Annotated in this window: 28 protein-coding genes; 20 read left to right on the top strand and 8 right to left on the bottom strand. The window is 59.6% G+C overall.

All coding sequences use genetic code 11. The annotated features are described in order from the left end of the window. Positions 1–6: 6 nt before the first annotated feature. Positions 7–234 carry a DUF2798 domain-containing protein gene (locus AAHE99_RS12135; protein ID WP_342117524.1) on the bottom strand — a complete coding sequence of 76 codons (228 nt, stop codon included), beginning with the start codon at positions 232–234 and terminating at the stop codon, positions 7–9. Positions 235–333: 99 nt separating this feature from the next. Between AAHE99_RS12135 and AAHE99_RS12140 the strand changes: the two genes are divergently transcribed. Next, positions 334–1,224, top strand: a complete 891-nt coding sequence (locus AAHE99_RS12140; RefSeq protein WP_342117525.1) for a LysR family transcriptional regulator — start codon at positions 334–336, stop codon at positions 1,222–1,224. Positions 1,225–1,232: 8 nt separating this feature from the next. Then, on the top strand, positions 1,233–1,523 hold the full coding sequence (locus AAHE99_RS12145) for a hypothetical protein (RefSeq protein WP_342117526.1): 291 nt from the start codon (positions 1,233–1,235) through the stop codon (positions 1,521–1,523). Here AAHE99_RS12145 and AAHE99_RS12150 read toward each other — a convergent pair. The 5 genes from AAHE99_RS12150 to AAHE99_RS12170 are packed head-to-tail and all read right to left on the bottom strand — an operon-like array spanning position 1,507 to position 4,690. After that, positions 1,507–2,313: a class I SAM-dependent methyltransferase gene (locus AAHE99_RS12150; protein WP_342117527.1), complete on the bottom strand. Its 807-nt coding sequence runs from the start codon at positions 2,311–2,313 to the stop codon at positions 1,507–1,509. The two genes, AAHE99_RS12145 and AAHE99_RS12150, sit on opposite strands and share 17 nt — an antisense overlap. A gap of 37 nt (positions 2,314–2,350) precedes the next feature. Beyond that, complete coding sequence (locus AAHE99_RS12155) at positions 2,351–2,866, bottom strand: RDD family protein (protein WP_342117528.1); 516 nt, start codon at positions 2,864–2,866, stop codon at positions 2,351–2,353. After that, a complete protein-coding gene (locus AAHE99_RS12160) occupies positions 2,853–3,710 on the bottom strand; it encodes a DUF3106 domain-containing protein (RefSeq protein ID WP_342117530.1) in 858 nt (285 codons plus the stop codon). Before AAHE99_RS12160 ends, AAHE99_RS12155 begins: the two co-directional genes overlap by 14 nt. Before the next feature lie 3 nt (positions 3,711–3,713). Then, positions 3,714–4,124 carry a DUF3619 family protein gene (locus tag AAHE99_RS12165; RefSeq protein WP_342117531.1) on the bottom strand — a complete coding sequence of 137 codons (411 nt, stop codon included), beginning with the start codon at positions 4,122–4,124 and terminating at the stop codon, positions 3,714–3,716. Next, positions 4,121–4,690 (bottom strand): RNA polymerase sigma factor, encoded by a 570-nt coding sequence (locus tag AAHE99_RS12170; protein ID WP_130311205.1) that lies wholly within the window; start codon positions 4,688–4,690, stop codon positions 4,121–4,123. Before AAHE99_RS12170 ends, AAHE99_RS12165 begins: the two co-directional genes overlap by 4 nt. A gap of 417 nt (positions 4,691–5,107) precedes the next feature. On the opposite strand from AAHE99_RS12170, the gene AAHE99_RS12175 reads away from it, so the two are divergent. From AAHE99_RS12175 to ilvC, 3 genes are read left to right on the top strand one after another with little or no spacing between them, the layout of a single operon-like run. Further along, positions 5,108–6,829 carry an acetolactate synthase 3 catalytic subunit gene (locus tag AAHE99_RS12175; RefSeq protein WP_342117533.1) on the top strand — a complete coding sequence of 574 codons (1,722 nt, stop codon included), beginning with the start codon at positions 5,108–5,110 and terminating at the stop codon, positions 6,827–6,829. Positions 6,830–6,831: 2 nt separating this feature from the next. Then, entirely contained in the window at positions 6,832–7,323 is a 492-nt protein-coding gene (gene ilvN / locus AAHE99_RS12180; RefSeq protein ID WP_036168720.1) for an acetolactate synthase small subunit, read from the top strand. Positions 7,324–7,348: 25 nt separating this feature from the next. Further along, on the top strand, positions 7,349–8,365 hold the full coding sequence (gene ilvC / locus AAHE99_RS12185) for a ketol-acid reductoisomerase (protein ID WP_057259432.1): 1,017 nt from the start codon (positions 7,349–7,351) through the stop codon (positions 8,363–8,365). Between the two features lie 187 nt (positions 8,366–8,552). On the opposite strand, the gene AAHE99_RS12190 is transcribed toward ilvC, so the two are convergent. After that, positions 8,553–10,178, bottom strand: a complete 1,626-nt coding sequence (locus AAHE99_RS12190; RefSeq protein ID WP_342117535.1) for an alkaline phosphatase family protein — start codon at positions 10,176–10,178, stop codon at positions 8,553–8,555. A 154-nt stretch (positions 10,179–10,332) separates the two neighbouring features. Here AAHE99_RS12190 and AAHE99_RS12195 point away from each other — a divergent pair, with 154 nt between their 5' ends. From AAHE99_RS12195 to AAHE99_RS12215, 5 genes are all read left to right on the top strand, one after another. Then, positions 10,333–11,094 carry an SIMPL domain-containing protein gene (locus tag AAHE99_RS12195; RefSeq protein ID WP_342117536.1) on the top strand — a complete coding sequence of 254 codons (762 nt, stop codon included), beginning with the start codon at positions 10,333–10,335 and terminating at the stop codon, positions 11,092–11,094. Between the two features lie 87 nt (positions 11,095–11,181). Next, positions 11,182–12,252, top strand: coding sequence for a flavodoxin family protein (locus tag AAHE99_RS12200; protein ID WP_342117537.1), 1,071 nt, complete (start codon positions 11,182–11,184; stop codon positions 12,250–12,252). Between the two features lie 42 nt (positions 12,253–12,294). Then, positions 12,295–13,140, top strand: a complete 846-nt coding sequence (pssA, locus tag AAHE99_RS12205; RefSeq protein ID WP_342117538.1) for a CDP-diacylglycerol--serine O-phosphatidyltransferase — start codon at positions 12,295–12,297, stop codon at positions 13,138–13,140. Positions 13,141–13,176: 36 nt separating this feature from the next. Beyond that, a complete protein-coding gene (locus tag AAHE99_RS12210) occupies positions 13,177–14,715 on the top strand; it encodes a 2-isopropylmalate synthase (protein ID WP_342117539.1) in 1,539 nt (512 codons plus the stop codon). A gap of 68 nt (positions 14,716–14,783) precedes the next feature. Then, positions 14,784–15,440, top strand: a complete 657-nt coding sequence (locus AAHE99_RS12215) for a CatA-like O-acetyltransferase (RefSeq protein ID WP_342117540.1) — start codon at positions 14,784–14,786, stop codon at positions 15,438–15,440. 4 nt (positions 15,441–15,444) lie between these two features. Here the strand turns inward: AAHE99_RS12215 and AAHE99_RS12220 are convergent, their stop codons facing one another. After that, positions 15,445–16,137 (bottom strand): transposase, encoded by a 693-nt coding sequence (locus AAHE99_RS12220; RefSeq protein WP_342117541.1) that lies wholly within the window; start codon positions 16,135–16,137, stop codon positions 15,445–15,447. A 173-nt stretch (positions 16,138–16,310) separates the two neighbouring features. Here AAHE99_RS12220 and rpsO point away from each other — a divergent pair, with 173 nt between their 5' ends. The 10 genes from rpsO to AAHE99_RS12265 all read left to right on the top strand — a co-directional run bounded on the left by rpsO (position 16,311) and on the right by AAHE99_RS12265 (position 24,688). Continuing rightward, the gene (rpsO, locus tag AAHE99_RS12225) at positions 16,311–16,580 is read left to right on the top strand and encodes a 30S ribosomal protein S15 (RefSeq protein ID WP_342117542.1); all 270 of its coding nucleotides are present in this window, start codon (positions 16,311–16,313) and stop codon (positions 16,578–16,580) included. 173 nt (positions 16,581–16,753) lie between these two features. Beyond that, complete coding sequence (gene pnp / locus AAHE99_RS12230) at positions 16,754–18,874, top strand: polyribonucleotide nucleotidyltransferase (protein ID WP_342117543.1); 2,121 nt, start codon at positions 16,754–16,756, stop codon at positions 18,872–18,874. Positions 18,875–19,064: 190 nt separating this feature from the next. Continuing rightward, positions 19,065–19,589 carry a hypothetical protein gene (locus AAHE99_RS12235; RefSeq protein WP_342117545.1) on the top strand — a complete coding sequence of 175 codons (525 nt, stop codon included), beginning with the start codon at positions 19,065–19,067 and terminating at the stop codon, positions 19,587–19,589. 21 nt (positions 19,590–19,610) lie between these two features. Then, the gene (locus AAHE99_RS12240) at positions 19,611–20,075 is read left to right on the top strand and encodes a hypothetical protein (RefSeq protein ID WP_342117546.1); all 465 of its coding nucleotides are present in this window, start codon (positions 19,611–19,613) and stop codon (positions 20,073–20,075) included. An 80-nt stretch (positions 20,076–20,155) separates the two neighbouring features. Beyond that, positions 20,156–20,725: a hypothetical protein gene (locus AAHE99_RS12245; RefSeq protein ID WP_342117548.1), complete on the top strand. Its 570-nt coding sequence runs from the start codon at positions 20,156–20,158 to the stop codon at positions 20,723–20,725. A gap of 125 nt (positions 20,726–20,850) precedes the next feature. Continuing rightward, the gene (locus tag AAHE99_RS12250) at positions 20,851–21,144 is read left to right on the top strand and encodes a hypothetical protein (RefSeq protein ID WP_342117549.1); all 294 of its coding nucleotides are present in this window, start codon (positions 20,851–20,853) and stop codon (positions 21,142–21,144) included. A gap of 501 nt (positions 21,145–21,645) precedes the next feature. Then, positions 21,646–22,008: a DUF6404 family protein gene (locus AAHE99_RS26790; RefSeq protein WP_446728920.1), complete on the top strand. Its 363-nt coding sequence runs from the start codon at positions 21,646–21,648 to the stop codon at positions 22,006–22,008. A 39-nt stretch (positions 22,009–22,047) separates the two neighbouring features. Beyond that, a complete protein-coding gene (locus AAHE99_RS12255) occupies positions 22,048–22,497 on the top strand; it encodes an SRPBCC family protein (protein WP_342117551.1) in 450 nt (149 codons plus the stop codon). A gap of 95 nt (positions 22,498–22,592) precedes the next feature. Next, positions 22,593–23,960 (top strand): serine hydrolase, encoded by a 1,368-nt coding sequence (locus tag AAHE99_RS12260; protein WP_342117553.1) that lies wholly within the window; start codon positions 22,593–22,595, stop codon positions 23,958–23,960. A gap of 248 nt (positions 23,961–24,208) precedes the next feature. Continuing rightward, the gene (locus tag AAHE99_RS12265) at positions 24,209–24,688 is read left to right on the top strand and encodes a hypothetical protein (RefSeq protein ID WP_342117555.1); all 480 of its coding nucleotides are present in this window, start codon (positions 24,209–24,211) and stop codon (positions 24,686–24,688) included. Positions 24,689–24,995 lie beyond the last annotated feature (307 nt).

Consider the following 24,995-nt stretch of genomic DNA (forward strand, 5'->3'; position numbering starts at 1 on the left):
CGGGCTCTAGCGTAGGGCGGTGGAGATGCGGGCGGTGGCGCGTTGTACCGTGGGGGCGATCAGCATGACGGCGAAGAAGGCTGCTGGCCAGGCGGCGAGGAAGGCGTGCAGCCAGCGTTCGGTGTAGTCGGGCTGGAAGCCAACGTTCAGCCAGGTGATCCAGCCGCTCATGATGATCGTCATCATCAGCGACATCAGGGACGCGAAAATCAGGCGGGTTCGCAGGTCGGGCATGGCATCCTCCAAAAGCATTATTCAATGCCTCAAGCGTAATCAATTCCACAGGAGTACACTAGGGGTGAAATTTCAATCTCTAATTCCAAAAATGGAATCATGCTTGATGACCTCGCCCTATTTATCGCCATCGTCGAAGCGGGCAGCTTGAACGCTGCTGCCGAGAAGGAGGGCTTGCCGACGGCAACCGTCACGCGCCGCCTGCAAAAACTGGAGGCGTCCCTGGGCTATCGCCTGCTGCACCGCAGTGCGCGCCGCACCCAGCCGACGGCGGAAGGGGCTCAATATTACGAACAGTGCCGTCCACTGGTGCAAGCCCTGCGCCAGGCCACGCTGCGGCTGGATGCGACGCTGGGCGCCATCGAAGGCACGATCCGCGTGCTGGCGCCGGTCAATTTCGCCAGTGAGATCCTGGCGCCGGCCTGGGCCAGTTTTTGCGAAAAGTATCCGCTGGTGCAGCTGGAGCTCGAACTGGCCAATGCCGTGCAGGACCTGGTCGGTAGCGGCGCCGACCTCGCCATCCGCATCGGCGCGCAGGCCGATTCCACCCTGACGCAACGCAAGCTGGGCGCTGTGCGCCTGGTGCTGGCGGCTTCGCCGTCCTACCTCGCGCAGAACGGCACCCCGCGCCGCCCGGCGGAACTTGCGCGGCACGCCACCATCGCCACGCTACCTTTGCGCGAATGGCGTTTGCAGGACCCGGAAACGGGCGCAGTGACCGTCCTGCGCCCCGAGCCGCGCGTACGTGTCAACGAGGTACGGCTGGCGGTGATGATGGCGGAGGCGGGGCTGGGCATCGTACTGGCGCCCGAGCTGCAATGCCACGCCAGCCTGAAGGCGGGCAGGTTGCTGAAGGTGATGCCCGAATGGCTGTCGCACGAGCGCAGCGTCTACGCGGTCTGGTCACAGCAGCGCTACCTGCCTGCCCGCGTGCGCGCGTTGCTGGAACATCTGGCCGCATTCACGGCGCAGCACCCATTGCTGCAGTAATATAGGGCATGGACAACGACTTTTCCCTGGTACGGCGCTGCCTGATTCCGGCGGATGCCTTTATCCTGTGCGGCTGCCTGCGCGCGGCGGGCTTGAATGCGACGGTCATGGACGACCAGCACATGCAGGCGGCCTTGCTGCTGGCACCGGCCATAGGCGGCGCGCGGGTCATGGTGCCGCAGGCGGAATTGACGCAGGCGCTGGAAGTGCTGGCTGCATTCGAGCGCGGCGAGCTGGCGCTGGGCGAGGACGCCGATGTAGGCTGCGCCCGCGTCTACGAGTTCAAGCCTCGCAAGTAAATACGATCGCCTGCATCTTGCCTTCAATCGGCCCTTCGCCGAATTTGGCTGCCAGCGCGGCTGCCGCCGCATCGGTGGCCTCTTGCAGGCGCGCGGGATCCCGCGCTTCGATATCGGCCCGCAGCGGTGATCCCTGGCACAGCGCAAGCGCGGTAACGCGCGCCGATTCGCCATGGCTGGAGGCGGTGACCACTTCATGCGTCACGGCGCCGCTAAAGCCGCCGCGTGCCAGCTCGCCGCGAATCACATCGACGTCGTGGTAGCCGAACGGCATGCGCGGCAGGAAGCGTGGCGGGTCTTCCGGGAATACCTTGGCCAGCGCGTGGTTGATCGTCGCGGAAAAATCGTTATGGCTGATGCCGTCCCACACATTGAAGCAGTACAGGCCGCCCGGCTTGAGCACGCGCCGTGCTTCGCTGAACGCCAGCACCTTATCCGGGAAAAACATCACGCCGAACTGGCATAGCACGGCGTCGAAGCTGGCATCGGGGAAGGGCAGTTTCTGCGCGTCGGCCTGGCGCCATTCGACGCGCGGCGAGGCGACTGCCTGGCGCGCCTGGTCCAGCATGGCTTCGTTCAGGTCGGTGGCGACGATATGGGCGTCCGGCAGTTCCTGCAGCAGGTGGCGCGTGACGGCGCCGGTGCCGGCCGCGATCTCCAGCACGCGCTGCGGCCGCCGCTGTGCTGCGCGGCGCGCCATATCGATTGCATAGGGGATGAAGAGGAGCGGCACCATGGCGCGCTCATAAGTTTCCGGTATCGATCCGGTGAAGCTGGTGTCCTTGTCCATGGGAGCCTCCCTTGTCCAAGTCCAGTATAACGACAGGTCAGGCGGCTTTGGCGCCTTTTTTCTCCGGTTTCGGCAACTGCACCAGGCGGGTGCCGGCGATGCGGTCGTGCAGGAACTGGCGGTCCTTGTCGAGGAAGGCCGTCAGCGACCAGACGATCACGCTGGCGAAGATGGCGTACAGCTTGTGCTTGTTGCTGAGGTCCGCCGCGTAGGCCACCACGATGCCAGGCAGCACCCACAGCCAGGCCGCCAGGTAGCGGATCAGGGCGGTGCGCATCGGCAGGCGTTCGAGGCCTGGCTGCACTACTTTGATGCGCCAGGTTTGCATGGCCAGGGTCTGGCCTTTGCGGGTCCATTGGTGGACGAAATAGATGCCCAGGATCAGGAAGGCCAGGGCCTGGCGCAGGTGTTCGACCTGCGAAGTATGGCTGGCCTTGACCACGATCTCGAACACCAGGAAGGGCAGGAACAGGGCGGCGAACGCCAGCAGGATTTCATAGACCATCGACGTCAGGCGACGCTTGATGGTCGGAACGGCGTTATTTGCTTGCATTGGGGACGACAGTGGGCGCGCTTGGCGCGGCAGTTGGAACGGTGGCAGGGGTGGCGGCGTCGCCAGCTGCGGCCGGGGCAGTAGGCGAGCCCGGCACGGCAGCGGCGGCGCCTGGAGCGGCAGCCGCGCCGGCAGCAGCGGCGGTTGGCGCGACAGTGCCGACGCCTTGCGCGCTGCCTGGAGGCACAACAGCCGGCGAACCCTGCGGCAGGCCGATTGGCGCCGGCGGAACGGTGCCCGGCGGAACGGTGCCTGGCGACGGCACCAGGCCATGGCCGGCGGCCTTGACCGGCGCCGGCGTCTTGGCGGCAGCCTGGGCTGGAGTCGGCGTCTTGGCTACCTGGCTCTTCTTGGCAGCGCCGGCCTCAGCCAGCGCCTTCTTGGTTTCTTCCGGCAAGTTCTGGTACTGCTCCCACTCGGCGGCGCGCTGGCCCGGCGGGGTGGCTTTCTTCTGCGCGCGCGCAAAGTTTTCGCGCACGGCCTTGCGTTCGGCCGGGGTCAGGGACACCCATTCGCGCATGCGTTCCTGCACGCGCGCTTTTTCGTCCGGCTTCATTTTCGCCAGGCGGTTGGCGATGGAGATCCATTTCTGCTTGCGCACCGGGCCCAGCTCTTCCCAGGAATCCTGCAGCGGCGCCAGGGCTTGCTGCTGGACTGGCTTGAGGTCGGACCAATGCGGCTTTTCGCCGACCGGTTTGGCGGCGACGGCGGTGGCGCTAGAGGATGGCGCGGCGGCAGGAGGCGAAGCAGGGCGGCTGGCCAGCCAGACGGCGGCAGCAATCCCCGCGCCCAGCAACGCGATAGCACCAGCAATCCATTTTTTCCTACCGCCTACACGCGCCATACTTTATTGCTCGCGAGTTTCGAGGTAGGCGCCAAAGCCCTGGTCGAGGTAAGCAGACAGCGGCAGCTCATCGGACAGCACGGCGGCGTCCATTTCTGCCAGTTCCACGATCGATTGCTGTTGTTCGTACTGGTACACGCCCACCAGGCCGCCCATCGCCAGCAGCAGTGGCAGGGCCACGCTGGCGCGGTTGAACCAGGCAAACGGATTGGCAAAGAAGCCAGCGCCGCCACCGGCCAGGGCCGTTGCGGTCTGGGTCACGCGTACGCGGGCCGGTGCATCGGCCTTCTTGCGCGCCATCGCAGCTTTGCGCGCTGCGGCAAGGCGATCGGTCGTCGAGGCTGGCAGATCGTCTAGCTTTTCGTTGAGCGCGCGCCGCACGCTGTAGGCAAAGTTGGTATCTTCGGTGTTCATAACTTAATTCCCTTGGCTTTGAGCGATTCAGCGAGAGTGTGAGTTGCTCGCGAGCAATGCGTCTTAACGCTCCCTTCGGAACATCCCATCGCTTCGGCAGTTTCCGCTACATCCATATCCTGCCAGTAACGCATGAGGAAGGCTTCTCGTTGACGCGCAGGCAGTTTTTGCACTTCTTCTTCAATGATTTGCAAGATTTGTGCCCGTTCTACCTGATCCGCACTCGACTCGGCCGCCTGGGAACCCTGTTCAGCCTCGTAGGACTCCAGTATATCAAAGTCCTCATGCTCTTCCTGGCCGGGGCCCAGGCCTGAAAACAGGCTGACCCAGGTGTTGCGAACTTTTTCTCGGCGGAAATAATCAAGTATCGTCGTCTGCAGGATGCGCTGAAACAGTGCAGGCAGTTCGGCGGCCGGCTTGTCGCCGTACTTTTCCGCCAGCTTGATCATTGCATCCTGAACAATATCCAGTGCCGACTCATCCTTGCGGACGGCGTACACCGCTTGCTTGAATGCGCGGCGCTCGACGCTTTCGAGGAAATCCGATAATTCTTTGTCTGTGGCCATGCGTCGAAAAAGAGGGCTGCGCGCTATCGTTTATTTGAACAATCCGGCATTTTAACAAAAATTGCAGAATAAGCTTGACCAAAATGGTGCGACGCAGTAACGTTAAGGACGCTTTGCACACCACGAAGCTCCCCGGTTCTCCGGAACAGGCACACAAAGCCGTTTTGGAAAACCAGCTTTCTATTGTCAGCAGTTTGCTCTAACCCGTGCCACAAGCGCGAGAGGTAGGCCAGAAACCGCTGCAAAACTCCGGCCAAACGAGTTGCGTTTAGCACCGGCTTGTACTCCAGCTACGCATGGGGGAAGGGTCAGTGTGACCGCAGAAAGAAGGGAAGCTGAGAGTCGTGCACGGTGTCGCCCACTTCGCTAGGCAAGAGCATCCAATCAATCTCCTATGGACCTTGAAAGGATTGTTTCATGAATACCGAAGCTCCCATCACGGGCGCCGAGATCGTTGTCCGCTGCCTCGCTGAGGAAGGCGTAGAACACGTTTTCGGATATCCCGGCGGCGCCGTCCTCTATATCTACGACGCCATCTTCAAGCAAGACAAATTCCAGCACATCCTCGTTCGCCATGAGCAGGCCGCTATCCATGCCGCCGACGCGTATTCGCGCAGCTCGAACAAAGTGGGCGTGGCGCTGGTGACCTCCGGACCGGGCGTGACCAATGCGGTGACCGGCCTGTCCACGGCATACATGGATTCCGTTCCGATGGTGGTGATTTCCGGCCAGGTGCCGAGCCACGCTATCGGCCAGGACGCCTTCCAGGAATGCGATACCGTCGGCATTACGCGCCCGGTGGTCAAGCACAACTTCCTGGTCAAGGATGTGAAGGACCTGGCGGAAACCATCAAGAAGGCTTTCTATATCGCCCGCACCGGCCGCCCAGGCCCAGTGCTGGTCGATATCCCTAAAGACATCTCGATGCATAAGCACGTGTACTCGTATCCGAAGGATATCGAGATGCGTTCCTATCGTCCGGTCGACAAAGGCCACGCCGGCCAGATCCGCAAAGCACTGCAGCTGCTGCTGGGCGCCGAACGTCCAATGATCTATACCGGCGGCGGCGTGATCCTGGCGCATGCATCGAATGAGCTGAACAAACTGGTTGAGAAGCTGGGCTTCCCGGTCACCAATACCTTGATGGGTCTTGGCGGCTCGCGCGCCTCCGATCCATGCTTCGTCGGCATGCCGGGCATGCACGGTACTTACGAAGCCAACCTCGCGATGCAGAACTGCGACGTGCTGATCGCCATCGGCGCCCGCTTTGACGACCGCGTGATCGGCAATCCAAAGCACTTCGGCCAGAACCCGCGCAAGATCATCCACATCGACATCGACCCGTCGTCGATCTCGAAGCGCGTGAAAGTGGACATTCCTATCGTCGGCAACGTGAAGGACGTGCTGGTCGAACTGCTGTCGCAGCTGGACGCGACCGAGCAGCGCCCGAACGCCGCCGCGCTGAAAGACTGGTGGAAGCAGATCGAAGAATGGCGCGGCCGCAAGTGCCTGGCGTACGCCACTTCCGACCTGGTGATCAAGCCGCAGCAGGTGGTGGAATCGCTGTACGACATCACCAAGGGCGACGCCTTCATCACTTCCGACGTCGGCCAGCACCAGATGTGGGCCGCGCAGTACTACAAGTTCGACAAGCCGCGCCGCTGGATCAATTCCGGTGGCCTGGGCACCATGGGTGTCGGCCTGCCTTACGCCATGGGCGTGCAAATGGCCAATCCGGATGCGACCGTCGCGTGTATTACCGGCGAAGGCTCGATCCAGATGAACATCCAGGAACTGGCGACCTGCAAACAATACCGCCTGACGCCGAAGATCATCCTGTTGAACAACCGCTTCCTGGGCATGGTGCGCCAGTGGCAGCAGATCGACTACGGTTCGCGCTACTCCGAGTCCTATATGGATTCGCTGCCGGACTTCGAAAAGCTGGCCGAAGCTTATGGCCACGTCGGCATGCGCATCGAGAAGCCGGGCGACGTCGAAGGCGCGCTGAAGGAAGCGTTTGGCATGAAAGACCGCCTGGTGTTCATGAACTTCATTACCGACCAGAGCGAGAACGTGTGGCCGATGGTGAAAGCCGGCAAAGGCCTCTCCGAAATGCTGCTTGGCTCGGAGGACCTGTAATCATGCGACACATTATTTCTGTACTGCTCGAAAACGAAGCGGGCGCGCTGTCCCGCGTGGTGGGCCTGTTCTCCGCCCGCGGCTACAACATCGAGACGCTGACCGTGGCGCCGACCGAAGATGCGACCCTGTCCCGTATGACCATCGTCACCACGGGTTCGGACGACATCATCGAACAGATCACCAAGCACCTGAACCGCCTGATCGAAGTGGTGAAGGTGGTGGACCTGACCGAAGGCCAGCATATCGAGCGCGAGCTGATGCTGATCAAGGTGCGTGCTGTCGGCAAGGAGCGCGAGGAGATGAAGCGTACTGCCGACATCTTCCGCGGCCGCATCATCGACGTGACCGAAAAGACCTACACCATTGAGCTGACTGGCGCCAAGAGCAAGCTGGACGCCTTCATTGATTCGATCGACCGCGCAGCGATCCTCGAGACCGTCCGTACTGGCGGCTCCGGCATTGGCCGCGGCGAACGTATCCTCAAAGTTTAAATCGAATATTCACTAAGGAATGACCATGAAAGTTTTCTACGACAAAGACGCTGACCTCTCCCTCATCAAAGGCAAGAACGTTGCCATCATCGGCTACGGCTCGCAAGGTCACGCGCACGCGCAGAACCTGACCGAATCCGGTGTCAACGTGACCGTCGGCCTGCGCAAGGGCGGCGCCTCCTGGAACAAGGTGGAAGCGGCTGGCCTGAAAGTGGCGGAAGTGAACGAAGCGGTGAAGAACGCCGACGTCGTGATGATCCTGCTGCCGGACGAGAACATCGCCCAGGTGTACAAAGAAAACGTCGAACCAAACATCAAGCAAGGCGGCGTGCTGGCCTTCGCCCACGGCTTCAACGTGCACTACGGCCAGGTTGTGCCGCGCGCCGACCTGGATGTGATCATGATCGCTCCTAAGGCGCCAGGTCACACCGTGCGCGGCACCTATCGCCAGGGCGGCGGCGTACCGCACCTGATCGCCGTGTACCAGGACAAATCCGGCTCCGCCCGCGATATCGCCCTGTCGTACGCATCCGCAAATGGCGGCGGCAAGGCCGGCATCATCGAAACCAACTTCCGTGAAGAGACCGAGACCGACCTGTTCGGCGAACAAGCGGTGCTGTGCGGCGGTACTGTGGAACTGATCAAAGCCGGTTTCGAAACCCTGGTGGAAGCCGGTTACGCGCCAGAGATGGCGTACTTCGAATGCCTGCACGAGCTGAAGCTGATCGTTGACCTGATCTACGAAGGCGGCATCGCCAACATGAACTACTCGATCTCCAACAACGCAGAGTACGGCGAGTATGTGACCGGCCCGAAAGTGGTGACCTCCGCCACCAAGGACGCGATGCGCCAGTGCCTGAAGGACATCCAGACCGGCGAATACGCCAAGTCCTTCATCCTGGAAAACAAGGCCGGCGCGCCGACCCTGATTTCCCGCCGCCGCCTGACCTCCGAACACCAGATCGAAGAAGTCGGCGCCAAACTGCGCGCGATGATGCCATGGATCGCCAAGAACAAGCTGGTTGACCAATCCAAGAATTGATTTGTCCCTAGAAGCAAGTTCAACGGCCCCTCGGGGCCGTTTTTTTATGCCCAACTGTTGTGCCCGTGTCCCACCCTGGGGTCACACCCCAAGTGAGACACAAGCACAACTGTGGGAATAGATGGGACCGTGTCCCGGTTGGGGTGTGACCCCAGGGTGACCCCAGGGTGGGACACGGGCTCGGCTGTTACTTCAGGGCTTCCGTGAGGACGCGGCCTTCGGCGCCGGCGGGTGGGCGGACGTTCAGCAGGTAGGCGAGGGTGGGGACGATGTCAACCACTTCGGCGTACTGGCCGTAGTGGCCGGCCTTGACCCATGGTTTGCCCATGACGATCAGCGGTACGTTGGTGTCGTACGCGTACGGTGCGCCGTGGGTGGTGCCTTTGCCGGTCGAGAAGCCAAAGATCCAGTGCGGCTTCAGCACCACCATCAGGTCGCCGGAAATCTGGCGGTTCCAGGCGCGGCGCATCAGGGTGCTGATGCGGGTGCCGCCGCCATTGCCGCCATTTTCCATCTGCGTACGGGTGAATACATCCGCCACGCCGTTCTGCGTCATGATGAAGCGCGCGGCTGCGTTCTCCACGTCTTCACGCTTCAGGCCTTTGGCTTCGATCTGGGCGTAGTCCAGGTGCAGGTTTGGAATCGAGTAGGCGGTCAGGCCCTTGGTCAGGCCGAACTTGGCCGACAGGTGGGCATTCAGCTCTTCCACCAGCTTCTTGCTGTCCACGCGCTGGGCGCCAGTCTTCTGGACGCCACTGGAGAACTCAGGCGTATTTGGGAAGCCGTGGTCGGCAGTCAGCACCACCAGCACGTTGTCCATGCCGATGCGCTTGTCAATGTAGGAGAAGAAGTTGGCCAGCATGCGGTCCAGGCGCAGCAGGTGGTCGTGCGAGATCTTGCTCTCCGGGCCGAACTCGTGGTTCGCCAGGTCGTGCGCGGAGAAGCTTACGCCCAGCAGGTCCGGCACGCCAGCCGGATTCTTGCCCAGGTTTTCGCCTTCAATCGCGGCTTGTGCGAATTCGACGGTCAGCTCGTCAAGGAATGGCGAAGCTTTCAGGCGCTTGTAGTAAGCCGCATCGGTCTTGCCGGATTCGCTGGACAGCTGCAGGTTCGGCGCATCGCCATAATCACCCGCGTAGAACGAGTCGGCCATCAGCGGCTTCCACTTCACGCCGTAGTAGCGCTCTTGCGGCTTGCCCGCCTGGTACTTTTGCACCCACTGCGGATGCTCTTTCATATAGAAGGTGGAAGATGCGAAGTTGCCGCTTTCCTCCATATACATATAGGCCGTGCCGGTCTTGCCGCCCAGGAGGATCGCACCGCGGTCCTTGCCCGAAACGGTAACCACCTTGGATTGCTGGCCGGTTGCGTAGCGCAACTGGTCGCCCAGGGTGTCGACGCGCAGGTTGGCAGGGGAGGTGCCGTCATGCGGGTCGGTCTTTTCGTCGCCAATGTATTTGTGCGCAGTGTCTTCGGTGCAGTACATGCTGCCGCCGTTGGCCGGGTTGACCCAGTTATTGCCGATGATGCCGTGCTGGTACGGGTAGGCGCCGCTCAGGATGGCGGCATGGCCAACGGCGGTCACGGTGATGCCATGCGCCTGGTGCGCATTGCTGAACCATGCGCCTTGCTCGAGCAGGCGGCGGAAACCGCCCTGGCCGAACTGGTGGGCGTAGCGCGTCACCTGTTCCTGCGGCAGGCCGTCGACGGCCATCACCAGGACGAGTTTTGGTTGTGCAGGCTGTTTGGCCGGGGCCGCGTGGGCGCCGACGCTGGCCGCCAGGGCCAGTGCGGGAATCAGGTACTTTGCCATTTTCCTTGTTCATGAATGGAGTGGACGACACGTGATAATGCCATATCCCGGCGGCGGTATGATGTCAGGGCTGTTACAAACGCTCACCAAGAGCAACCTTCAGGGCGCGCAATTTGCGCTAAAGTGCCCCTACCGTTAGTTAAGGAGAATAACAATGACCGTCCTGAAAACCGTAGCCGCTGCCGCGCTGGTGCTGGGCACCCAGGCTGCTTTTGCCCAATCCATCCCGACCAGTGGCGCCACTGTCATCGTGCCTGCCTATGGTGAAGTCACCGCTCCGAACGACCAGGCCGTGGCCATGCTGGCGATTGAGGAGCAGGACAAGGACAAGGCGGCCGCCGCCTCCCGTGTGAACCAGAAGATCAAGCAGGGCCTGGATATCCTGAAGAAGGAAGATCCGCAGGCCAAGCTGAAAACCCAGGGCTATTACACCTATCCGGTCTATCCGGAAGACCGTCCGATGCCGGCGGGCGCCGCCAATAAGCCGCGCCAGCCAACCGCGTGGCGCGTGGGCCAGTACGTGCAGGTGACCACCACCAACCTGACGGCGCTGCCGAAAACAGTGGCCGCTGCGCAGAAGGTGCTGACCCTGAACGGCCTGTCCTTCGGCTTGAGCCCGGCCGCCACCCGCAAGCTGGATGATGCCCGCATTGCTGCTACCTACAAGAACCTGAACGAGCGCGTTGCCTCCATCGCCTCGGCCATGGGGCGTCCGCTGAGCGATGCGGTGCTGGATACCATCGATTACGAAGGTTCCGGTAACTACGCCGGCGGTCCGGCTGGTGCTGCTGCCCCGGCCATGATGCGCATGTCGGCCAAAGCTGAGATGGCAGACCAGTCGGTTGCTGAGCCTAGCTTCGAGCCTGGCGAAACCACGCTGGAAATGCGCGTTGTCGGTAAAGTAAAGTTCAAGTAAAGCAATCCAACCCGCGCGGAACCGTACGTTGGCGTACGGTTCCGTCACGGTCCCCGGTGCATGCTGGCGCCAAACAAGGGGACCGATATGACATCCATTCGCAAGGGCCAGGCGCCCGCGAAACTCGACCGGCAGCAATTCCGCCTGACATTCCAGCGTTCCTTCGCGGATCCGGCATTCGCGCGGGTGCGCGATGCGCTGGCGCAAGTAGAGCAGGTCGCCTGGGAAAGCTATGAGGCCAGCCGCAAGGCGCCGCAGGTCCGCCCCGCCGGTCCCGGCTTCGCCGATCCTGCATACGAACTGTCAGACGAATGGCGCGCTACGCACGAACGGCTGCTGCAGGCCGAGCGCGTGCAAAAAGACCCGGCAACGCCCACACGCCTGCTGCTGATCAACGGCGCAGCGCGCAACGACGGGACCTGCCCGGGCGAGATGTCCAAATCCTGGCGCATGACGCAATGGCTGCGCGAGACGCTGCAGGCGGACGGTCAGGACGTGCACATCCTGGACCTGAGCCGCCTGACCTCCGAATACGACCTGCACATCCACCCCTGCAAAGGCTGCGTCTCGACCGCCATGCCGCTGTGCCACTGGCCTTGCAGCTGCTACCCCAACCACGCCATGCGCCAGACCAACGACTGGATGGCGGAGATTTACGAGGAATGGGTGTCCGCGCACGGCATCATCATCGTCACCCCGGTGTACTGGTACCAGGCCCCGTCGCCCTTGAAACTGATGATCGACCGCCTGGTGTGCGCCGATGGCGGCAACCCCGACCCGACCACGACCCATGGCAAAAAGGCTGAGGAGGCCAAGGCCCTGGAACTGGTCGGTTGGCCCTACCCGAAGCACCTGGCCGGCCGCGCCTACGGCCTGGTGGTGCACGGGGATGTGGCCGGAGCGGAAAGCCTGCGCCGCAACCTGTCGGACTGGCTGGAGTGGATGGGACTCATTCCCTCCGGCGGCCAGGCGCTGCTGGACCGCTATGTCGGCTACTACGAATCCTACGCCGAAAGCCACGAGGGCCTGGACCGCGCTACCGCATTCCAGGAAGAAGTACGCAACGTAGGCCGCGCCGTGGCGGCGGCAGTGCGGCGTATCCGGGCGGGCCAGCTGCATGAGGGCGACGAAGGATTAACGCCGCCACGCCCCAAGTAGTCCTCTATAATAGTGGCCACGTTTAAATAAGAATGGAAAAGTATGGCTAAATTCCCTCGACGTCGCCCCAAGAACGCAGCAGGCAAGCAATCCCTGTTCAGCCGCTTTGCCCGCCGTAAGGGCGAGGCCGGCGACCGCCCTCGTTCGCGCGGCATCTACCTGCTGCCAAACGCGTTCACCACCGGTGCGCTGTTCTGCGGCTTCTTCGCCATTGTCATGGCCATGAACCAGCGTTTCGAGCACGCGGCATGGGCCATTTTCGTCGCCATGCTGCTGGACGGCCTGGATGGCCGCGTCGCCCGCCTGACCAATACCCAGAGCGAATTCGGCGCCCAGTACGACTCGCTGTCGGACATGGTGTCCTTCGGCGCCGCTCCGGCCCTGGTGATCTATGAATTCTCGCTGCGCGGCTTGGGCAAGCTGGGCTGGATCGCAGCCTTCGTCTACTGCGCCGGCGCCGCACTGCGCCTGGCCCGCTTCAACACCAATATCGAAGTGGTGGACAAGCGCTACTTCCAGGGCTTGCCATCGCCGGCCGCAGCGGCACTGATCGCCGGCTTCGTCATGCTGCTGACCGACCTGGAAGTGCCGGGCGTGATCTACCCGTGGCAGGGCTGGGTGCTGGCGGTATTCGCTGGCCTGAGCATGGTGTCGAACGTGCCGTTCTACAGCTTCAAGGACATCAACTTCCGCAAATCGGTACCGTTCATCGCGGTGTTCCTGATTGCGATGTTCTTTGCCCTGATTTCGATCGATCCGCCGAAAGTGCTGTTTGTGCTGTTCGTGGCTTACGGCCTGTCCGGCTATGTGATCTACGCGACGCGCATGGCCAAGGGCAATCCGGTCAAGCTGATCGAAAAGCCCAGCGAGTCCGACGACAAAGCTTAACGCCCACAGAGGCGGCAAACCTGAAGGAGCACCTCCATGGATAACCGCCTCATCATCTTCGACACCACCCTGCGCGACGGCGAGCAATCGCCGGGCGCCTCCATGACCCGCGAGGAAAAGGTCCGCATCGCCAAGCAGCTCGAGAAGCTGCGGGTCGATGTGATTGAAGCGGGTTTCGCCGCTGCCTCGCAGGGCGACTTTGAATCCATTCGCGCCATTGCCGGCGCCGTGCGCGAGCCGGTGGTCTGTTCGCTGGCGCGCGCCAATGACCGCGACCTGGCCCGCGCCGCCGAAGCGCTGGAGCCGGCAGCGCGCAAACGCATCCACACCTTCATCGCCACCTCGCCGCTGCACATGAAAATGAAGCTGCGCATGGAGCCAGAGCAGGTGCTGGAGCAGGCCAGGCTGGCGCTGCGCTTCGCCCGCAAATTCACCGACGATATTGAATTCAGCCCCGAAGACGGCAGCCGGTCGGAAGAAGACTTCCTGTGCCGCGTGCTGGAGGCGGTGATCGCCGAAGGCGCGACCACCATCAATTTTCCCGATACCGTTGGCTACGCCGTGCCGGAACTGTATGGCGAAACGATACGCCGCCTGCGCGAACGTATTCCCAATTCCGACAAGGCCGTATGGTCTGTGCACTGCCACAACGATCTTGGCCTGGCTGTGGCGAACTCGCTGGCCGGCGTGATGATCGGCGGCGCGCGCCAGGTCGAATGCACGATTAACGGCTTGGGTGAGCGTGCCGGCAACACGGCGCTGGAAGAGGTCGTCATGGCCCTGCGCACGCGCGGCGCCTACTACAACCTCGAATGCGGCATCGATACGACGCAGATCGTGCCCGCTTCGAAAATGGTCTCGCAGATCACCGGCTTTGCCGTGCAGCCGAACAAGGCGGTGGTTGGCGCCAATGCCTTCGCCCACGCCTCCGGCATCCACCAGGACGGTATCCTGAAAGCGCGCGAAACTTACGAGATCATGCGCGCCGAGGATGTCGGCTGGACAGCCAACAAGATCGTGCTCGGCAAGCTCTCCGGCCGCAACGCCTTTAAACAGCGCCTGCAGGAGCTGGGCATCGAGCTTGATTCCGAAGCCGAAGTGAACGCCGCCTTCAGCCGCTTCAAGGAACTGGCCGACCGCAAGTCCGAAATCTTCGATGAGGACATCATGGCCCTGGTGAGCGGTGAGGAGGCGGCCGCCGGCGGCGAGCATTACCGCTTCGTCTCGCTGGCCCAGCGTTCCGAAACCGGCGAGCTGCCGCATGCCCGCGTGGTGTTCTCGATCGACGGCGTCGAGCATGCCGCCGAAGGCACCGGCGACGGCCCGGTGGACGCAATGGTCAACGCCATCGAAAGCAAGGCGCAAACCGGTGCCGAGCTGGTGCTGTTCGCCATCAACGGCATCAGCCCCGGCACCCAGTCGCAAGGCGAGGTGACAATGCGCCTGGTCCATTCCGGCCGTATTGTGAACGGCGTTGGCGCCGACCCCGACATCGTCGTCGCCTCTGCCAAAGCCTACCTCGCGGGCCTCAACAAGCTCCACTCGAAAATCGAAAGACTCAACCCCCAGGTGTAACGGGTTTCACATAATTTGAGACAAAAATGCAGCGGTCCCGAACCAGCGACCGGTGATAAATTCACGATATGGATGCATTTGAATTTCGCCGCGACCGTTACGAGTCGTTCCGGCAGTACCAGAACCCGCTACTCAACCTGAGTGTCGTCGCCAAGCTGCCCGAATTCCGGACTTACTGCAAGGAGCGCCAGCTACCGGTTTTCCACTTCATGCTGTACTGCCTGTGTATGAGCGTGAAGGACATCGACAACTTCCTATACCGCGAGTTCGAAGGGGCGGTGATCAAGATCGACCGCTTTTATGGTGGCTACACGGTCATCAACCAGGACAACAACCTGAATTACGCGAATTTCGACATCAGCGAAGACCGCGCCGAGTTCATTGCCCGCAGCGTGGCCGCCGGCGAGCTGGCGCGTACGACGCGCGAGTTGATCAACACCGGCCACGACCTGTCGCCGCGTGAGCAGAAGAACAACGTCTACACCACCTGCATGCCCTGGCTCGACCTGCGCGCCATCGAGCACCCAATCTACGAATACAAGACCGCCGACATTCCGCTGATTGCCTGGGGACGCTACAGCGACCTGGCCGGCGACACCATGTCAGTCCCGTTCTGCATCCAGGCCCACCACGGCTTTGTTGACGGCTACCACGTCCACTTGCTGCTGCAGCGGCTGGCCGAGCGTATCGAGCGCGAAATAACGGTGTGCAAAACAGGGACGTAACAAGTTATTTGGCTGGCTTATGCGGCCGCCCGGGCTGGCCCGGATGGATCTGGCGCCCAAGCCTGCTCGACAAGTCCGCCAGCACCTCTTCCGAGGCGACTACATAGTTGCTATTCGTTGCGAGACGTAGTTGGGTTATTGTCTTTTCATCAATCCCTTCAGCGAATAACTGCTGGTAGGCTATTGCGCGGTCGGTGGGCGTCTCCCCCAATGCAAGATAGATGGGATGCCGCACAATGCGGGAATCGGCCGCCCCTTCCGCGTTGGCGCGATAACTGGACCAGCAATAATCGCGCGGGTGGGCTACCATGCCTGCCCGGACCGGATTGAGTTCGACGTAGCGCATGCACGTAAGAAAGTAGGAAATATCATGCACCAGGCATGACCTGAACCGCCCCTCCCACAATGTTCCCGTCCGGTTGTGCAAGTGGTTTATATAGGCGACGTAATGCTGATTCAGCAACTTCATCAGCAGTGCCAGGCTGTCCAGTCCAAGAGGTGTGACCACAAGATGCACATGGTTGGTCATGAGGACATAGGCATGCACATCACACCCGGCCTCGCGCGCCAGGCGCTCGAGCCAGAACAGGTAGCAATGGTAGTCATTTTCCTCGAAGAAACATGCGTGCTTATTGTGCCCACGCTGGATAATGTGGAATGGGCTACCGGGAATGACTAGTCGTGAGCGGCGGGGCATAAGGCTCAGTTTGCCCTGCGAAGGCTAGTCAGGCATTGATAAAAAACGTGTTCCGTCCCTGTTTTTCGGTTATACTCCCGTGTCTGGCCTTCCGGCTGGATTATTATTTAACAATGTTATTCACGATGTTCAGGGTTGCAAGACTCCGTCCATCGCATGTGAAAGGTAAGAAAATGACCGTTGAACAAATCAACAAGTCGGCCATCATCGCTGACAACGCCCGTGGCCAAAACGACACCGGCTCCCCAGAAGTGCAAGTTGCTCTGCTGACCGCCCGTATCAACGAACTGAACGGCCACTTCAAAGAGCACAGCAAAGATCACCACTCCCGTCGTGGCCTGATCAAGATGGTTAACCGTCGTAAGTCCCTGCTGGCTTACCTGAAGAACAAAGACGCAACCCGTTACCGCGATCTGATCGCTAAACTCGGCCTGCGTAAGTAATTCTTGCGTATTCCGGTTTAAACGAGAAATGCCTGCGCCAGTTCGCTGCCGCAGGCATTTTGGCATTTTGAACCGTTAGTTTTTTTGCAGTAAGGCGGCCACAAGCCGTCTGTGGTGAGGTGCTACGACAGCTCCTGAAAATCTGTCGGCTAAAGAGAAAGAGGGATAAACCCATGTTTAACAAAGTAACGAAGACCTTCCAGTACGGCCAACACACCGTGACCCTGGAAACTGGCGAAATCGCTCGCCAGGCATCTGGCGCGGTGATGGTATCGATGGATGACACCGTCGTACTGGCAACCGTGGTGGCGCGTAAAGACGCAAAACCAGGCCAGGACTTCTTCCCATTGACCGTCGACTACCTCGAGAAGACCTACGCGGCAGGTAAAATCCCTGGCGGCTTCTTCAAGCGCGAAGGCCGTCCTTCTGAAAAAGAAACCCTGACTTCCCGTCTGATCGACCGTCCAATCCGCCCTCTGTTCCCAGAAGGCTACATGAACGAAGTGCAGGTGATCGTGCACGTTCTGTCGGTTAATCCAGAAATCGACCCTGACATCGCCTCGATGATCGGTGCTTCCGCCGCCCTGTGCGTGTCCGGCGTGCCTTTCAACGGCCCGATCGGCGCTGCCCGCGTGGGCTACAAGGATGGCCAGTACATCCTGAACCCAACCGCTACCCAGCTCAAAGATTCCCAGATGGACCTGGTGGTTGCCGGTACCGAATCCGCCGTGCTGATGGTTGAATCCGAAGCCCAGCAACTGTCCGAAGAAGTCATGCTGGGCGCCGTGGTGTACGGCCACGAGCAGATGAAGGCAGTGATCGACGCGATCCATGACCTGGTACGCGACGGCGGCAAGCCTGAGCAAGTGTGGACCGCTCCTGCCAAGAACGAAGCCCTGATCGCTAAGGTTGCCCAGTTCGCAGAAGCGAAAATCAACGCTGCTTACCAGACCAAAGACAAGCAAGCCCGTACCGAAAAGCTGCGCGCTATGTCGACCGAAGTGCTGGCCGACCTGGCAGCCGACGCGGCCGCCAACGGCGTGGACGCCCCTGACTCGGTAGAAGTCGGCAACATCCTGTTCGAAATGGAAGCGAAGGTTGTCCGTTCCCAGATCCTGCAAGGCGAGCCACGTATCGACGGCCGCGACACCAAGACCGTGCGTCCAATCTCGATCCGTTCGTCCGTGCTGCCACGTACCCACGGTTCCGCACTGTTCACCCGCGGCGAAACCCAGGCACTGGTCGTAGCGACCCTGGGCACCGCCCGTGACTCGCAGAAGATCGACGCGCTGATGGGCGAGTACACCGACGACTTCATGCTGCACTACAACATGCCTCCGTTCGCTACCGGCGAAACCGGCCGTGTTGGCACCCCTAAGCGCCGCGAAATCGGCCACGGCCGCCTGGCCAAGCGCGCCCTGATCGCTGCACTGCCTTCGCAGGAAGAGTTCAGCTACTCCGTGCGTCTGGTGTCGGAAATCACCGAATCCAACGGTTCCTCGTCGATGGCTTCCGTCTGCGGCGGCTGCCTGGCACTGATGGACGCCGGCGTGCCGATGAAAGCACACGTGGCTGGTATCGCCATGGGCCTGATCAAGGAAGGCGGCCGCTTCGCCGTTCTGTCCGACATTCTGGGTGACGAAGACCACCTGGGCGACATGGACTTCAAGGTAGCTGGTACCGCCAACGGCATTACCGCACTGCAGATGGACATCAAGATCCAGGGCATCACCAAGGAAATCATGCAGGTTGCACTGGCACAGGCTAAAGAAGGCCGCCAGCACATCCTGGGCGAAATGCAGAAGGCCATGCCGACTGTGAAGACCGAGCTGTCCGACTTCGCTCCACGCCTGATCACCATCAAGATCAACCCAGAGAAGATCCGTGACGTGATCGGCAAGGGCGGCGCCGTGATCCGCGCGTTGACCGAAGAAACCGGCACCCAGATCGACATCAGCGACGACGGCATCGTCACCATCGCTTCCGTCGACGCAGCTGCAGGCCAGGAAGCCAAGCGCCGTATCGAAGAACTGACCGCTTCTGTGGAAGTGGGCAAGTGCTACGACGGTACCGTGCTGAAGCTGCTGGACTTCGGCGCCATCGTTCAGGTTATGCCAGGCAAAGACGGCCTGCTGCACATCTCCCAGATCGCCAACGAGCGTGTGAACGCCGTTGCCGACTACCTGAAAGAAGGCCAGCAAGTTCGCGTGAAGGTCCTGGAGACCGACGAGCGTGGCCGCCTGAAACTGTCGATGAAAGCCGCCGCTGAAGAAGCTGCCGCCGCCGCACAGTAATCAGTAGCGCCCCAAAAGGCCGCCAGATGCGAAAGCGCTGGCGGCCTTTTTTATCGGTTCCTCCCACAGTGAGCGAAGTGACGCTCCGGTGCCAAATGACTATCATTACCTTCTTTTTTTCGTGATGTTCTATGCTTCGTTTGATTAGTTTGTTATTTGTACTGCTTTGGGCCCAATAAAACCTGTCCCTTTGCTCGAACTGAGCGGCCGCTTCATCACCCGCTGGGTCGGGATGGAAATGGCGCTATCCGATGGCGTGCTCGGTGAGGGTCCTGTTCAATGGGAAGACGAGAGCATCCCCTATCTCCAACTTGTGAGTATCGATATACAGCTGGATGATGACACCAGTTATAGGCTGCTCGCCCAATTGGATGATGGGAGTGGGCACTACGGCTTGTACTTGATAGCCCGAGACAAAATTGAGGAGCCATCGGCTTGCGAAGTTGGAAGCATATTCCGAACGCGCGACTTGAATGAATTACCTGTGGGGATGGCATCCATCGCAATTGAACAAGCAGACGGACCAAACGCTGTCTTGCGCATCGAGATCAGGATAGAATCGCAATCTATTTTGTGCTGGGCGGCTGAAGTCTACGAAGAAAACGATGGGACGTTCCGAATCGCGGAGCGCGATGAGTCTATCCTGCTTCAAATTGACGGAGTTCGGCCCAACCATAAGTTCCAGCGGACGCCTACCGGCGCCGCTGAACATTGACGTTAGCTTGTCGGAGCGGGTATGGGATCTGAGCAAGAAAAGTCAAAGATCGAACTTGCTGTTTTTAATGAATTCATCGCGAAAACAGGGGTTCCTGTGGTTCCCGCCACCATACGCAAGCCGGGCACACCTTCTGAACCAGACATATTCTGTACGCTGTCGAATGGGGAGCAGGTTGCTTACGAGCTTGTTGAAATATGTTCTTCTGATATAGCGGCAACCATCTCAAAAATTAGGAAAGGCGGTGACTCTGTAGCAGGGTCTACCTCTGACCCTACTGAAAGAACGCTTCGTCAAAAATTACATAAGAAGTACAGGACTAACCTGCCCATTGAATTACTCTGCTACACGAATGGTCGAACGGTTAGCCCTGACGATCAAATTCTTTGCGAAGCACAGGTTTGGGCAAATGCAATTTCAGGCCCCTTTAGAAAGGTGTGGCTCCTTGGTGAGACAGGCGTGTATGAAGTTTGGTCAGCCTGCTAACCGTGCAGTCCACTGGACTTCCTCCGTGCTGCGCACTCCGTCAGCCAGTGACTTTGAACGTTAAGCAACCAACGCACATCATGATAGAACGCTTTTTTAAAATGCTGACGATTATATTCCTAGCTAGCCACGCTGTGTGCGCGCTGTCGCAGGAACGCCCGCAGGCGCCAGCGATCGCCAGTACAGGGATCGTGGGCATGAGCCCAAAGGTGGATGCCTATAGCTTGGCCGGTTTGAGAATTGGGATGTCCGAGCAGGACGCATCTCTCATGTTCCCGCAGCTTACGTTCAAGGACCGAGGGCCAATTCGCCAAGCTGGCGGCTTCGTACGAATTCCAGAACTGGGCAATGATCTGCTACCCGAGGCAAAGGGAGAAGCCATTCTTGAGCTAACGGTGCTGGAAGGCAGGCTGGTCAACATCTCCGTCCGATGGCTTCCCATCGCGTTTGACGCGATGTTCGCAAGCCTGCGGCGTGAACTGGGTGAACCTGTCAGTGCGGAGTCCACGCAGAACATGGCTCAGTCGGGTGAGCGGTTCACCAACACTGTCGCCCTTTGGGTAGGCGAACGCGCGGTCGTGCGCTATTTCCAGCGCTTTGAGAATATCAAGCAGTCCCGGCTACTTGTGATGGAGCGCCCCGCCAAGTGAAGGGCACGTAGGCGCACTTCTGTTGAAGAGCAAGAACTTGGTTCGGCTTCTCGTCCGCTGCTTGCCTAACCCCTCTATCAAGGGGACTGGACTGTGGCCGGCCCCTTACATTAAACGATAGCAAAATGAGCGACGACACAATCTATGGGAAGCGAATCCTGGTTGGGCTTACCTACCTCGATAGCGCTGGCGATGTTACGAAACAGATTCAACTTCACGGAATCATTTCCCGGCTAGCGGAGCACTCGCTCTACTTTGAGCGCTCCGATGGCGGCGGTGAGTTCTCGATACCATTTGATGGTGAGCTAGACGTCGCCGATCCCGATTCAATTTATACGCTTCGGTCCACGGGGGAGTCCGTGTCGGGGGTCAATTTCATCGCGTCCTGGACCATACATCCAAATCCAGATGAACGCTAACCATTCAATCCAGCGGACGCCTGCCGGCGCCGCTGATTGTCAACGTTAGGCGCTATGCACAGTTCTTTGGCTACTTCGTTTGAACAGGCGACTCGAGAGGTTGCTCCGTTGATGTCGGCTGCCTTTGATCAGCCAGGCGTCATCGTTCAGCTCATTACTTTGCTTACACCGGTTTGAAAGATGCGGAAGCTATCGTTCGCGAATTTCTGATGCACTCCGAAGCTAGCTTGGCTTTTGAACATCTACGCTATATGATTTCCGAGGCCGGCCTGTGCGTTTCCGACGACTGCACTTCTATGTTGGTAATGCCGCAGGCATTGCCGACGTCCACAAACAGATCCAGTCCGACTTGGCTTCGCATGACGTTCAATGCATCGCGGAGCGTGACCTAAAAATGGAGCGTCTATGACGTTTTCGCAAAAAAAACATAACAGTTCCGTCAATCGGACCGATACATCGCTGCGATCTGTCGCTTCCGGGTACGTCCAACGTTCGAAGGATATGACACATTCCGAAAAGCTGATTAGGATGCGAGAGCACCTGGTCACGCTTGGCATTTCTCCATCAACGTCCGCACCTCCTGCCTGGAAAATCCTTTGGTGTCTTGGTATTGAGATGCCGCCGCCTTTGTTCATGGGGTTTTGGCCGCTCGCTTTGTTCATGGGCACCTTCTTTGGCGCTTTTTGGGGCATATTTATGTGGTTGCTCCAATGGTCAAGCGAGGGCACCCCGCCCTTGGCCATTCTAGGTGCATCCATTTTGGCGGGGGTGTTGTTCGGCCTTTGCATGGCGATGTACTGCCGTAGTCTCGCTCGCAAACACAATTTGACTGCATGGCACGCTTACACTGGTGAGCAGTCCTGAACCGCCGGCCGCCCACTGGCAACGTTAATCATCCCGACAATGGCCGTCTTTGAAGAAGTCGTATATATAAACCGCGATATCGAAACGGTTTATCGGATTTCGCAAGACTATTCGGTGCGATATCAATGGGATCCATTTCCCGAACGGATAGCGCTGCTTGGAGGAGAGACTGAAATAGTGGCGGGCGTCAGGGCTCTAGTGGTCGCCAAGTCCGGCTTGAAGATGGAAGTCGAGTTCGTCAATGTGGTCCCTCCAACCAGCGCGGCGATCGTCATGACGAAGGGCCCGGCGATACTGAGTAAGTTCGGGGGAAGCTGGATATTTAGAGCCGAAGACAATGCCTCCACCCAGGCTCGTTTTCGATACCTCGTGAAAGTCAAATGGTGGGCGTTGCCGTGGATATCAGAGCGCATCGCCGCATGGTACTTTCGTAGGGAAGTCATTAAGCGCTTATCAGGGCTAAAGCGATATTGCGAAAGCGAGGCTTAGGCCGTCACTCAATCCGGGCAAGCGGTGGAGATTGGTGAGTCTTTTCGGGCTCTTGCTAAGTTATGATATGGCGAATTTTTTTCAGGAATCCATTGATGTCCCCACGCCCCGTCGTTGCCGCAGCGCTGTTGCTGCAGGCTTTCTTCGCACACGCTAACAGTACTACCCTGGAAGGCCAGCTGGATGCCAAGTTGGCGCCGATGTTCAAGCCTGGCGCACCCGGCGCCGCCGTCATTGTGATGCGCGATGGTGAGACCGTTTTCCGCAAGGCATATGGCCTGGCCGATATCGACAAGAAGGTCCCGCTGCAGGCGGATATGCAGTTGCGACTGGGCTCGATCACCAAGCAGTTCACCGCCGTAGCAATCCTGATGCTGGCGGAGCAGGGCAAGCTTTCGCTGCAGGACGACATCACACGGTTCGTGCCGGATTATCCGACTAAGGGCAAATCCATCACCATACAGCAGCTGCTGCAGCACAAATCCGGCATCCACAACTACACGGCAATGCCCTCGTTCTGGCTGAAGGCACGGAACGACATGAGCGTTGCGCAAATGATCGACTTCTTCCAGGACGAACCGCTGGACTTCGCACCTGGCGAACGATGGGCCTACAGTAATTCCGGCTACTTCCTTCTTGGCGCGGTGATCGAGAAAGCCTCCGGCATGCGCTATGCCGATTTTATTGCCCGGAACATTTTTGAGCCGTTAGGTATGGCGGATACGGCCTACGAGGGCCTGGAACGCAGCACCAAGCGCCGCATTCCAGGTTATCGTAACGGCTTCTTCTCGGGCTACAGTGAAGCCGGTCAAATCAGCATGTCCTTGCCCTACGCGGCAGGTGCACTGGTTTCCACCATTGACGATCTGGCGCGATGGGATGCCGCTATTAGTGCCGGCAAACTGCTGTCGGCGGAAAGCTGGAAGCAGGCGTTCACGCCATGCACTCTGCCTGCTGCGGCGGCATGCAATTACGGTTTCGGCTGGACCATCGGCAAGCTGCGAGGACATAAGGAAATCGCCCATGGTGGCGACATCCCTGGCTTTAACGGCCACGCAATTCGCCTGCCGGACGATAAGGTCTATGTGGCTGTGTTGAGCAATGGTGATCGCGCCTTGCTCAATTCAGAAATCGTGGCGCAGCATGCGGCGGCCATCGCCATTGGCGATCCATTCCCTGAGCGGAAAGTCATCGCTTTGGCGCCGGAAGCGCTGGACGCCTTTGTTGGCACTTATAAGCTGGCCGATAACAGCACACGTGCGGTGCGCCGCAAAGGCGCAATCCTGACCTGGCAGCGGGAGGGCCGTCCGGCGATGGACTTGAAGCCCTACGCACCGACCGGCTTCTTCATGGAAGGGACGATGAACAGCGTTGAATTCCGACGCGACGCTGGCGGCAAAGTGACTAGTCTGTTGATGCAGCAGACCATCGGCGACCAGGTGGCCGAGCGCATCGCGGATTAGTGTGCAGGAGCGAGTTCGATGGCTGCCACTAACATCCCGTCTGTACACAGTAGTCGCCTGGACCGCGTGGTGGCATTCAGTTTTTTGGCGCATGCAATTTGGTGGCGTTTCTGCTGGTGCTTTCCTGCTATGCCTTGCTTATTCGCCGCACGCGCGCTGCGTTTCGTAGTTCGATTATTGTCGCGATGCTCATTGCCTGGTCTCACATTGCGTGCTCGCCAGGAATTCGTACTTACCTCTAACTATTTATGACCCATCAGATCCCTTCGCGCCTCAAGCTTGCGTACTGTATCGTGCTTCTTTCTGCCACATTGCCATATAGCGTCGCCAGTTCCGGCTGGCTTGCGTTGGCCAATGGTGGCATGGGCGTTAGTTCGGTTCCGCTCATTGGTCCATTGGTGCTTTTTGCCTTGGGTGTTTATCGAATCGGCTTGGTCATTCGTGTTCCTGGCGTTCTGGATGCGCCGGTGGCGACCGGGTTTAATGTTTTCTTGCGTAAGATGGGTACTTTCCTTATCTATGTCGGCGTCCTGACCGCGCTACTGCGCTGGACGGCGGGGCCTCTGATGCGTGCATTGATGATCCATAGAAGCGAAAGCGGGGCTGAATTCTTCGTCGTCGGGCTTTACTTGTCGCTGTTGTCGGGCGTTGGGTTGTTCGGCCTGGTGTCGTTTGAATTTAGCCGGTTGCTGTCGTTTGAGCGCGTTGAGCGGTCTCCCGGCGTCTGACGTCGCTGTCCAGGCAATGTTCGATTCACTTGACGGTGGCTACATCCCGGTCTGTATCGTTAGCGTTGTCGCGATATGGTTCGTGTCCGCAGCCAGGTCCACCTGGATCAAGGTACTTCTGACGATGCTGGCACCCATGTCTGTATCGCTCGGCTGGTTTTTTGTACCGCGCCTTTCAGGAGTTCTTCATCCACAGGCACTGGGAAATGAATCGTGGCTGTTTTGGGGCATCATCGCCGCCGCATCTTGGTGCATGATAGCGATGCCCCTTAGCTTCCTCGCTTTGCTGATATTCTCTCGTTTTCGA

The organism is Pseudoduganella sp. OTU4001, from assembly GCF_038440195.1.
Classification (GTDB): domain Bacteria; phylum Pseudomonadota; class Gammaproteobacteria; order Burkholderiales; family Burkholderiaceae_D; genus Rugamonas.

Bases quoted from the DNA above. Each gene is read 5' to 3' on its own strand.
- AAHE99_RS12135 (WP_342117524.1), bottom strand. From the start codon at position 234: ATGCCCGACCTGCGAACCCGCCTGATTTTCGCGTCCCTGATGTCGCTG.
- AAHE99_RS12140 (WP_342117525.1), top strand. From the start codon at position 334: ATGCTTGATGACCTCGCCCTATTTATCGCCATCGTCGAAGCGGGCAGC.
- AAHE99_RS12260 (WP_342117553.1), top strand. From the start codon at position 22,593: ATGTCCCCACGCCCCGTCGTTGCCGCAGCGCTGTTGCTGCAGGCTTTC.
- AAHE99_RS12265 (WP_342117555.1), top strand. From the start codon at position 24,209: ATGACCCATCAGATCCCTTCGCGCCTCAAGCTTGCGTACTGTATCGTG.
- AAHE99_RS12255 (WP_342117551.1), top strand. From the start codon at position 22,048: ATGGCCGTCTTTGAAGAAGTCGTATATATAAACCGCGATATCGAAACG.
- AAHE99_RS12155 (WP_342117528.1), bottom strand. From the start codon at position 2,866: ATGCAAGCAAATAACGCCGTTCCGACCATCAAGCGTCGCCTGACGTCG.
- AAHE99_RS12240 (WP_342117546.1), top strand. From the start codon at position 19,611: ATGGGATCTGAGCAAGAAAAGTCAAAGATCGAACTTGCTGTTTTTAAT.
- AAHE99_RS26790 (WP_446728920.1), top strand. From the start codon at position 21,646: ATGACACATTCCGAAAAGCTGATTAGGATGCGAGAGCACCTGGTCACG.
- AAHE99_RS12165 (WP_342117531.1), bottom strand. From the start codon at position 4,124: ATGAACACCGAAGATACCAACTTTGCCTACAGCGTGCGGCGCGCGCTC.
- AAHE99_RS12220 (WP_342117541.1), bottom strand. From the start codon at position 16,137: ATGCCCCGCCGCTCACGACTAGTCATTCCCGGTAGCCCATTCCACATT.
- AAHE99_RS12250 (WP_342117549.1), top strand. From the start codon at position 20,851: ATGAGCGACGACACAATCTATGGGAAGCGAATCCTGGTTGGGCTTACC.
- ilvC (WP_057259432.1), top strand. From the start codon at position 7,349: ATGAAAGTTTTCTACGACAAAGACGCTGACCTCTCCCTCATCAAAGGC.
- AAHE99_RS12190 (WP_342117535.1), bottom strand. From the start codon at position 10,178: ATGGCAAAGTACCTGATTCCCGCACTGGCCCTGGCGGCCAGCGTCGGC.
- AAHE99_RS12245 (WP_342117548.1), top strand. From the start codon at position 20,156: ATGATAGAACGCTTTTTTAAAATGCTGACGATTATATTCCTAGCTAGC.
- pssA (WP_342117538.1), top strand. From the start codon at position 12,295: ATGGCTAAATTCCCTCGACGTCGCCCCAAGAACGCAGCAGGCAAGCAA.
- ilvN (WP_036168720.1), top strand. From the start codon at position 6,832: ATGCGACACATTATTTCTGTACTGCTCGAAAACGAAGCGGGCGCGCTG.
- AAHE99_RS12200 (WP_342117537.1), top strand. From the start codon at position 11,182: ATGACATCCATTCGCAAGGGCCAGGCGCCCGCGAAACTCGACCGGCAG.
- AAHE99_RS12215 (WP_342117540.1), top strand. From the start codon at position 14,784: ATGGATGCATTTGAATTTCGCCGCGACCGTTACGAGTCGTTCCGGCAG.
- AAHE99_RS12170 (WP_130311205.1), bottom strand. From the start codon at position 4,690: ATGGCCACAGACAAAGAATTATCGGATTTCCTCGAAAGCGTCGAGCGC.
- pnp (WP_342117543.1), top strand. From the start codon at position 16,754: ATGTTTAACAAAGTAACGAAGACCTTCCAGTACGGCCAACACACCGTG.
- AAHE99_RS12150 (WP_342117527.1), bottom strand. From the start codon at position 2,313: ATGGACAAGGACACCAGCTTCACCGGATCGATACCGGAAACTTATGAG.
- AAHE99_RS12195 (WP_342117536.1), top strand. From the start codon at position 10,333: ATGACCGTCCTGAAAACCGTAGCCGCTGCCGCGCTGGTGCTGGGCACC.
- AAHE99_RS12175 (WP_342117533.1), top strand. From the start codon at position 5,108: ATGAATACCGAAGCTCCCATCACGGGCGCCGAGATCGTTGTCCGCTGC.
- AAHE99_RS12145 (WP_342117526.1), top strand. From the start codon at position 1,233: ATGGACAACGACTTTTCCCTGGTACGGCGCTGCCTGATTCCGGCGGAT.
- rpsO (WP_342117542.1), top strand. From the start codon at position 16,311: ATGACCGTTGAACAAATCAACAAGTCGGCCATCATCGCTGACAACGCC.
- AAHE99_RS12210 (WP_342117539.1), top strand. From the start codon at position 13,177: ATGGATAACCGCCTCATCATCTTCGACACCACCCTGCGCGACGGCGAG.
- AAHE99_RS12160 (WP_342117530.1), bottom strand. From the start codon at position 3,710: ATGGCGCGTGTAGGCGGTAGGAAAAAATGGATTGCTGGTGCTATCGCG.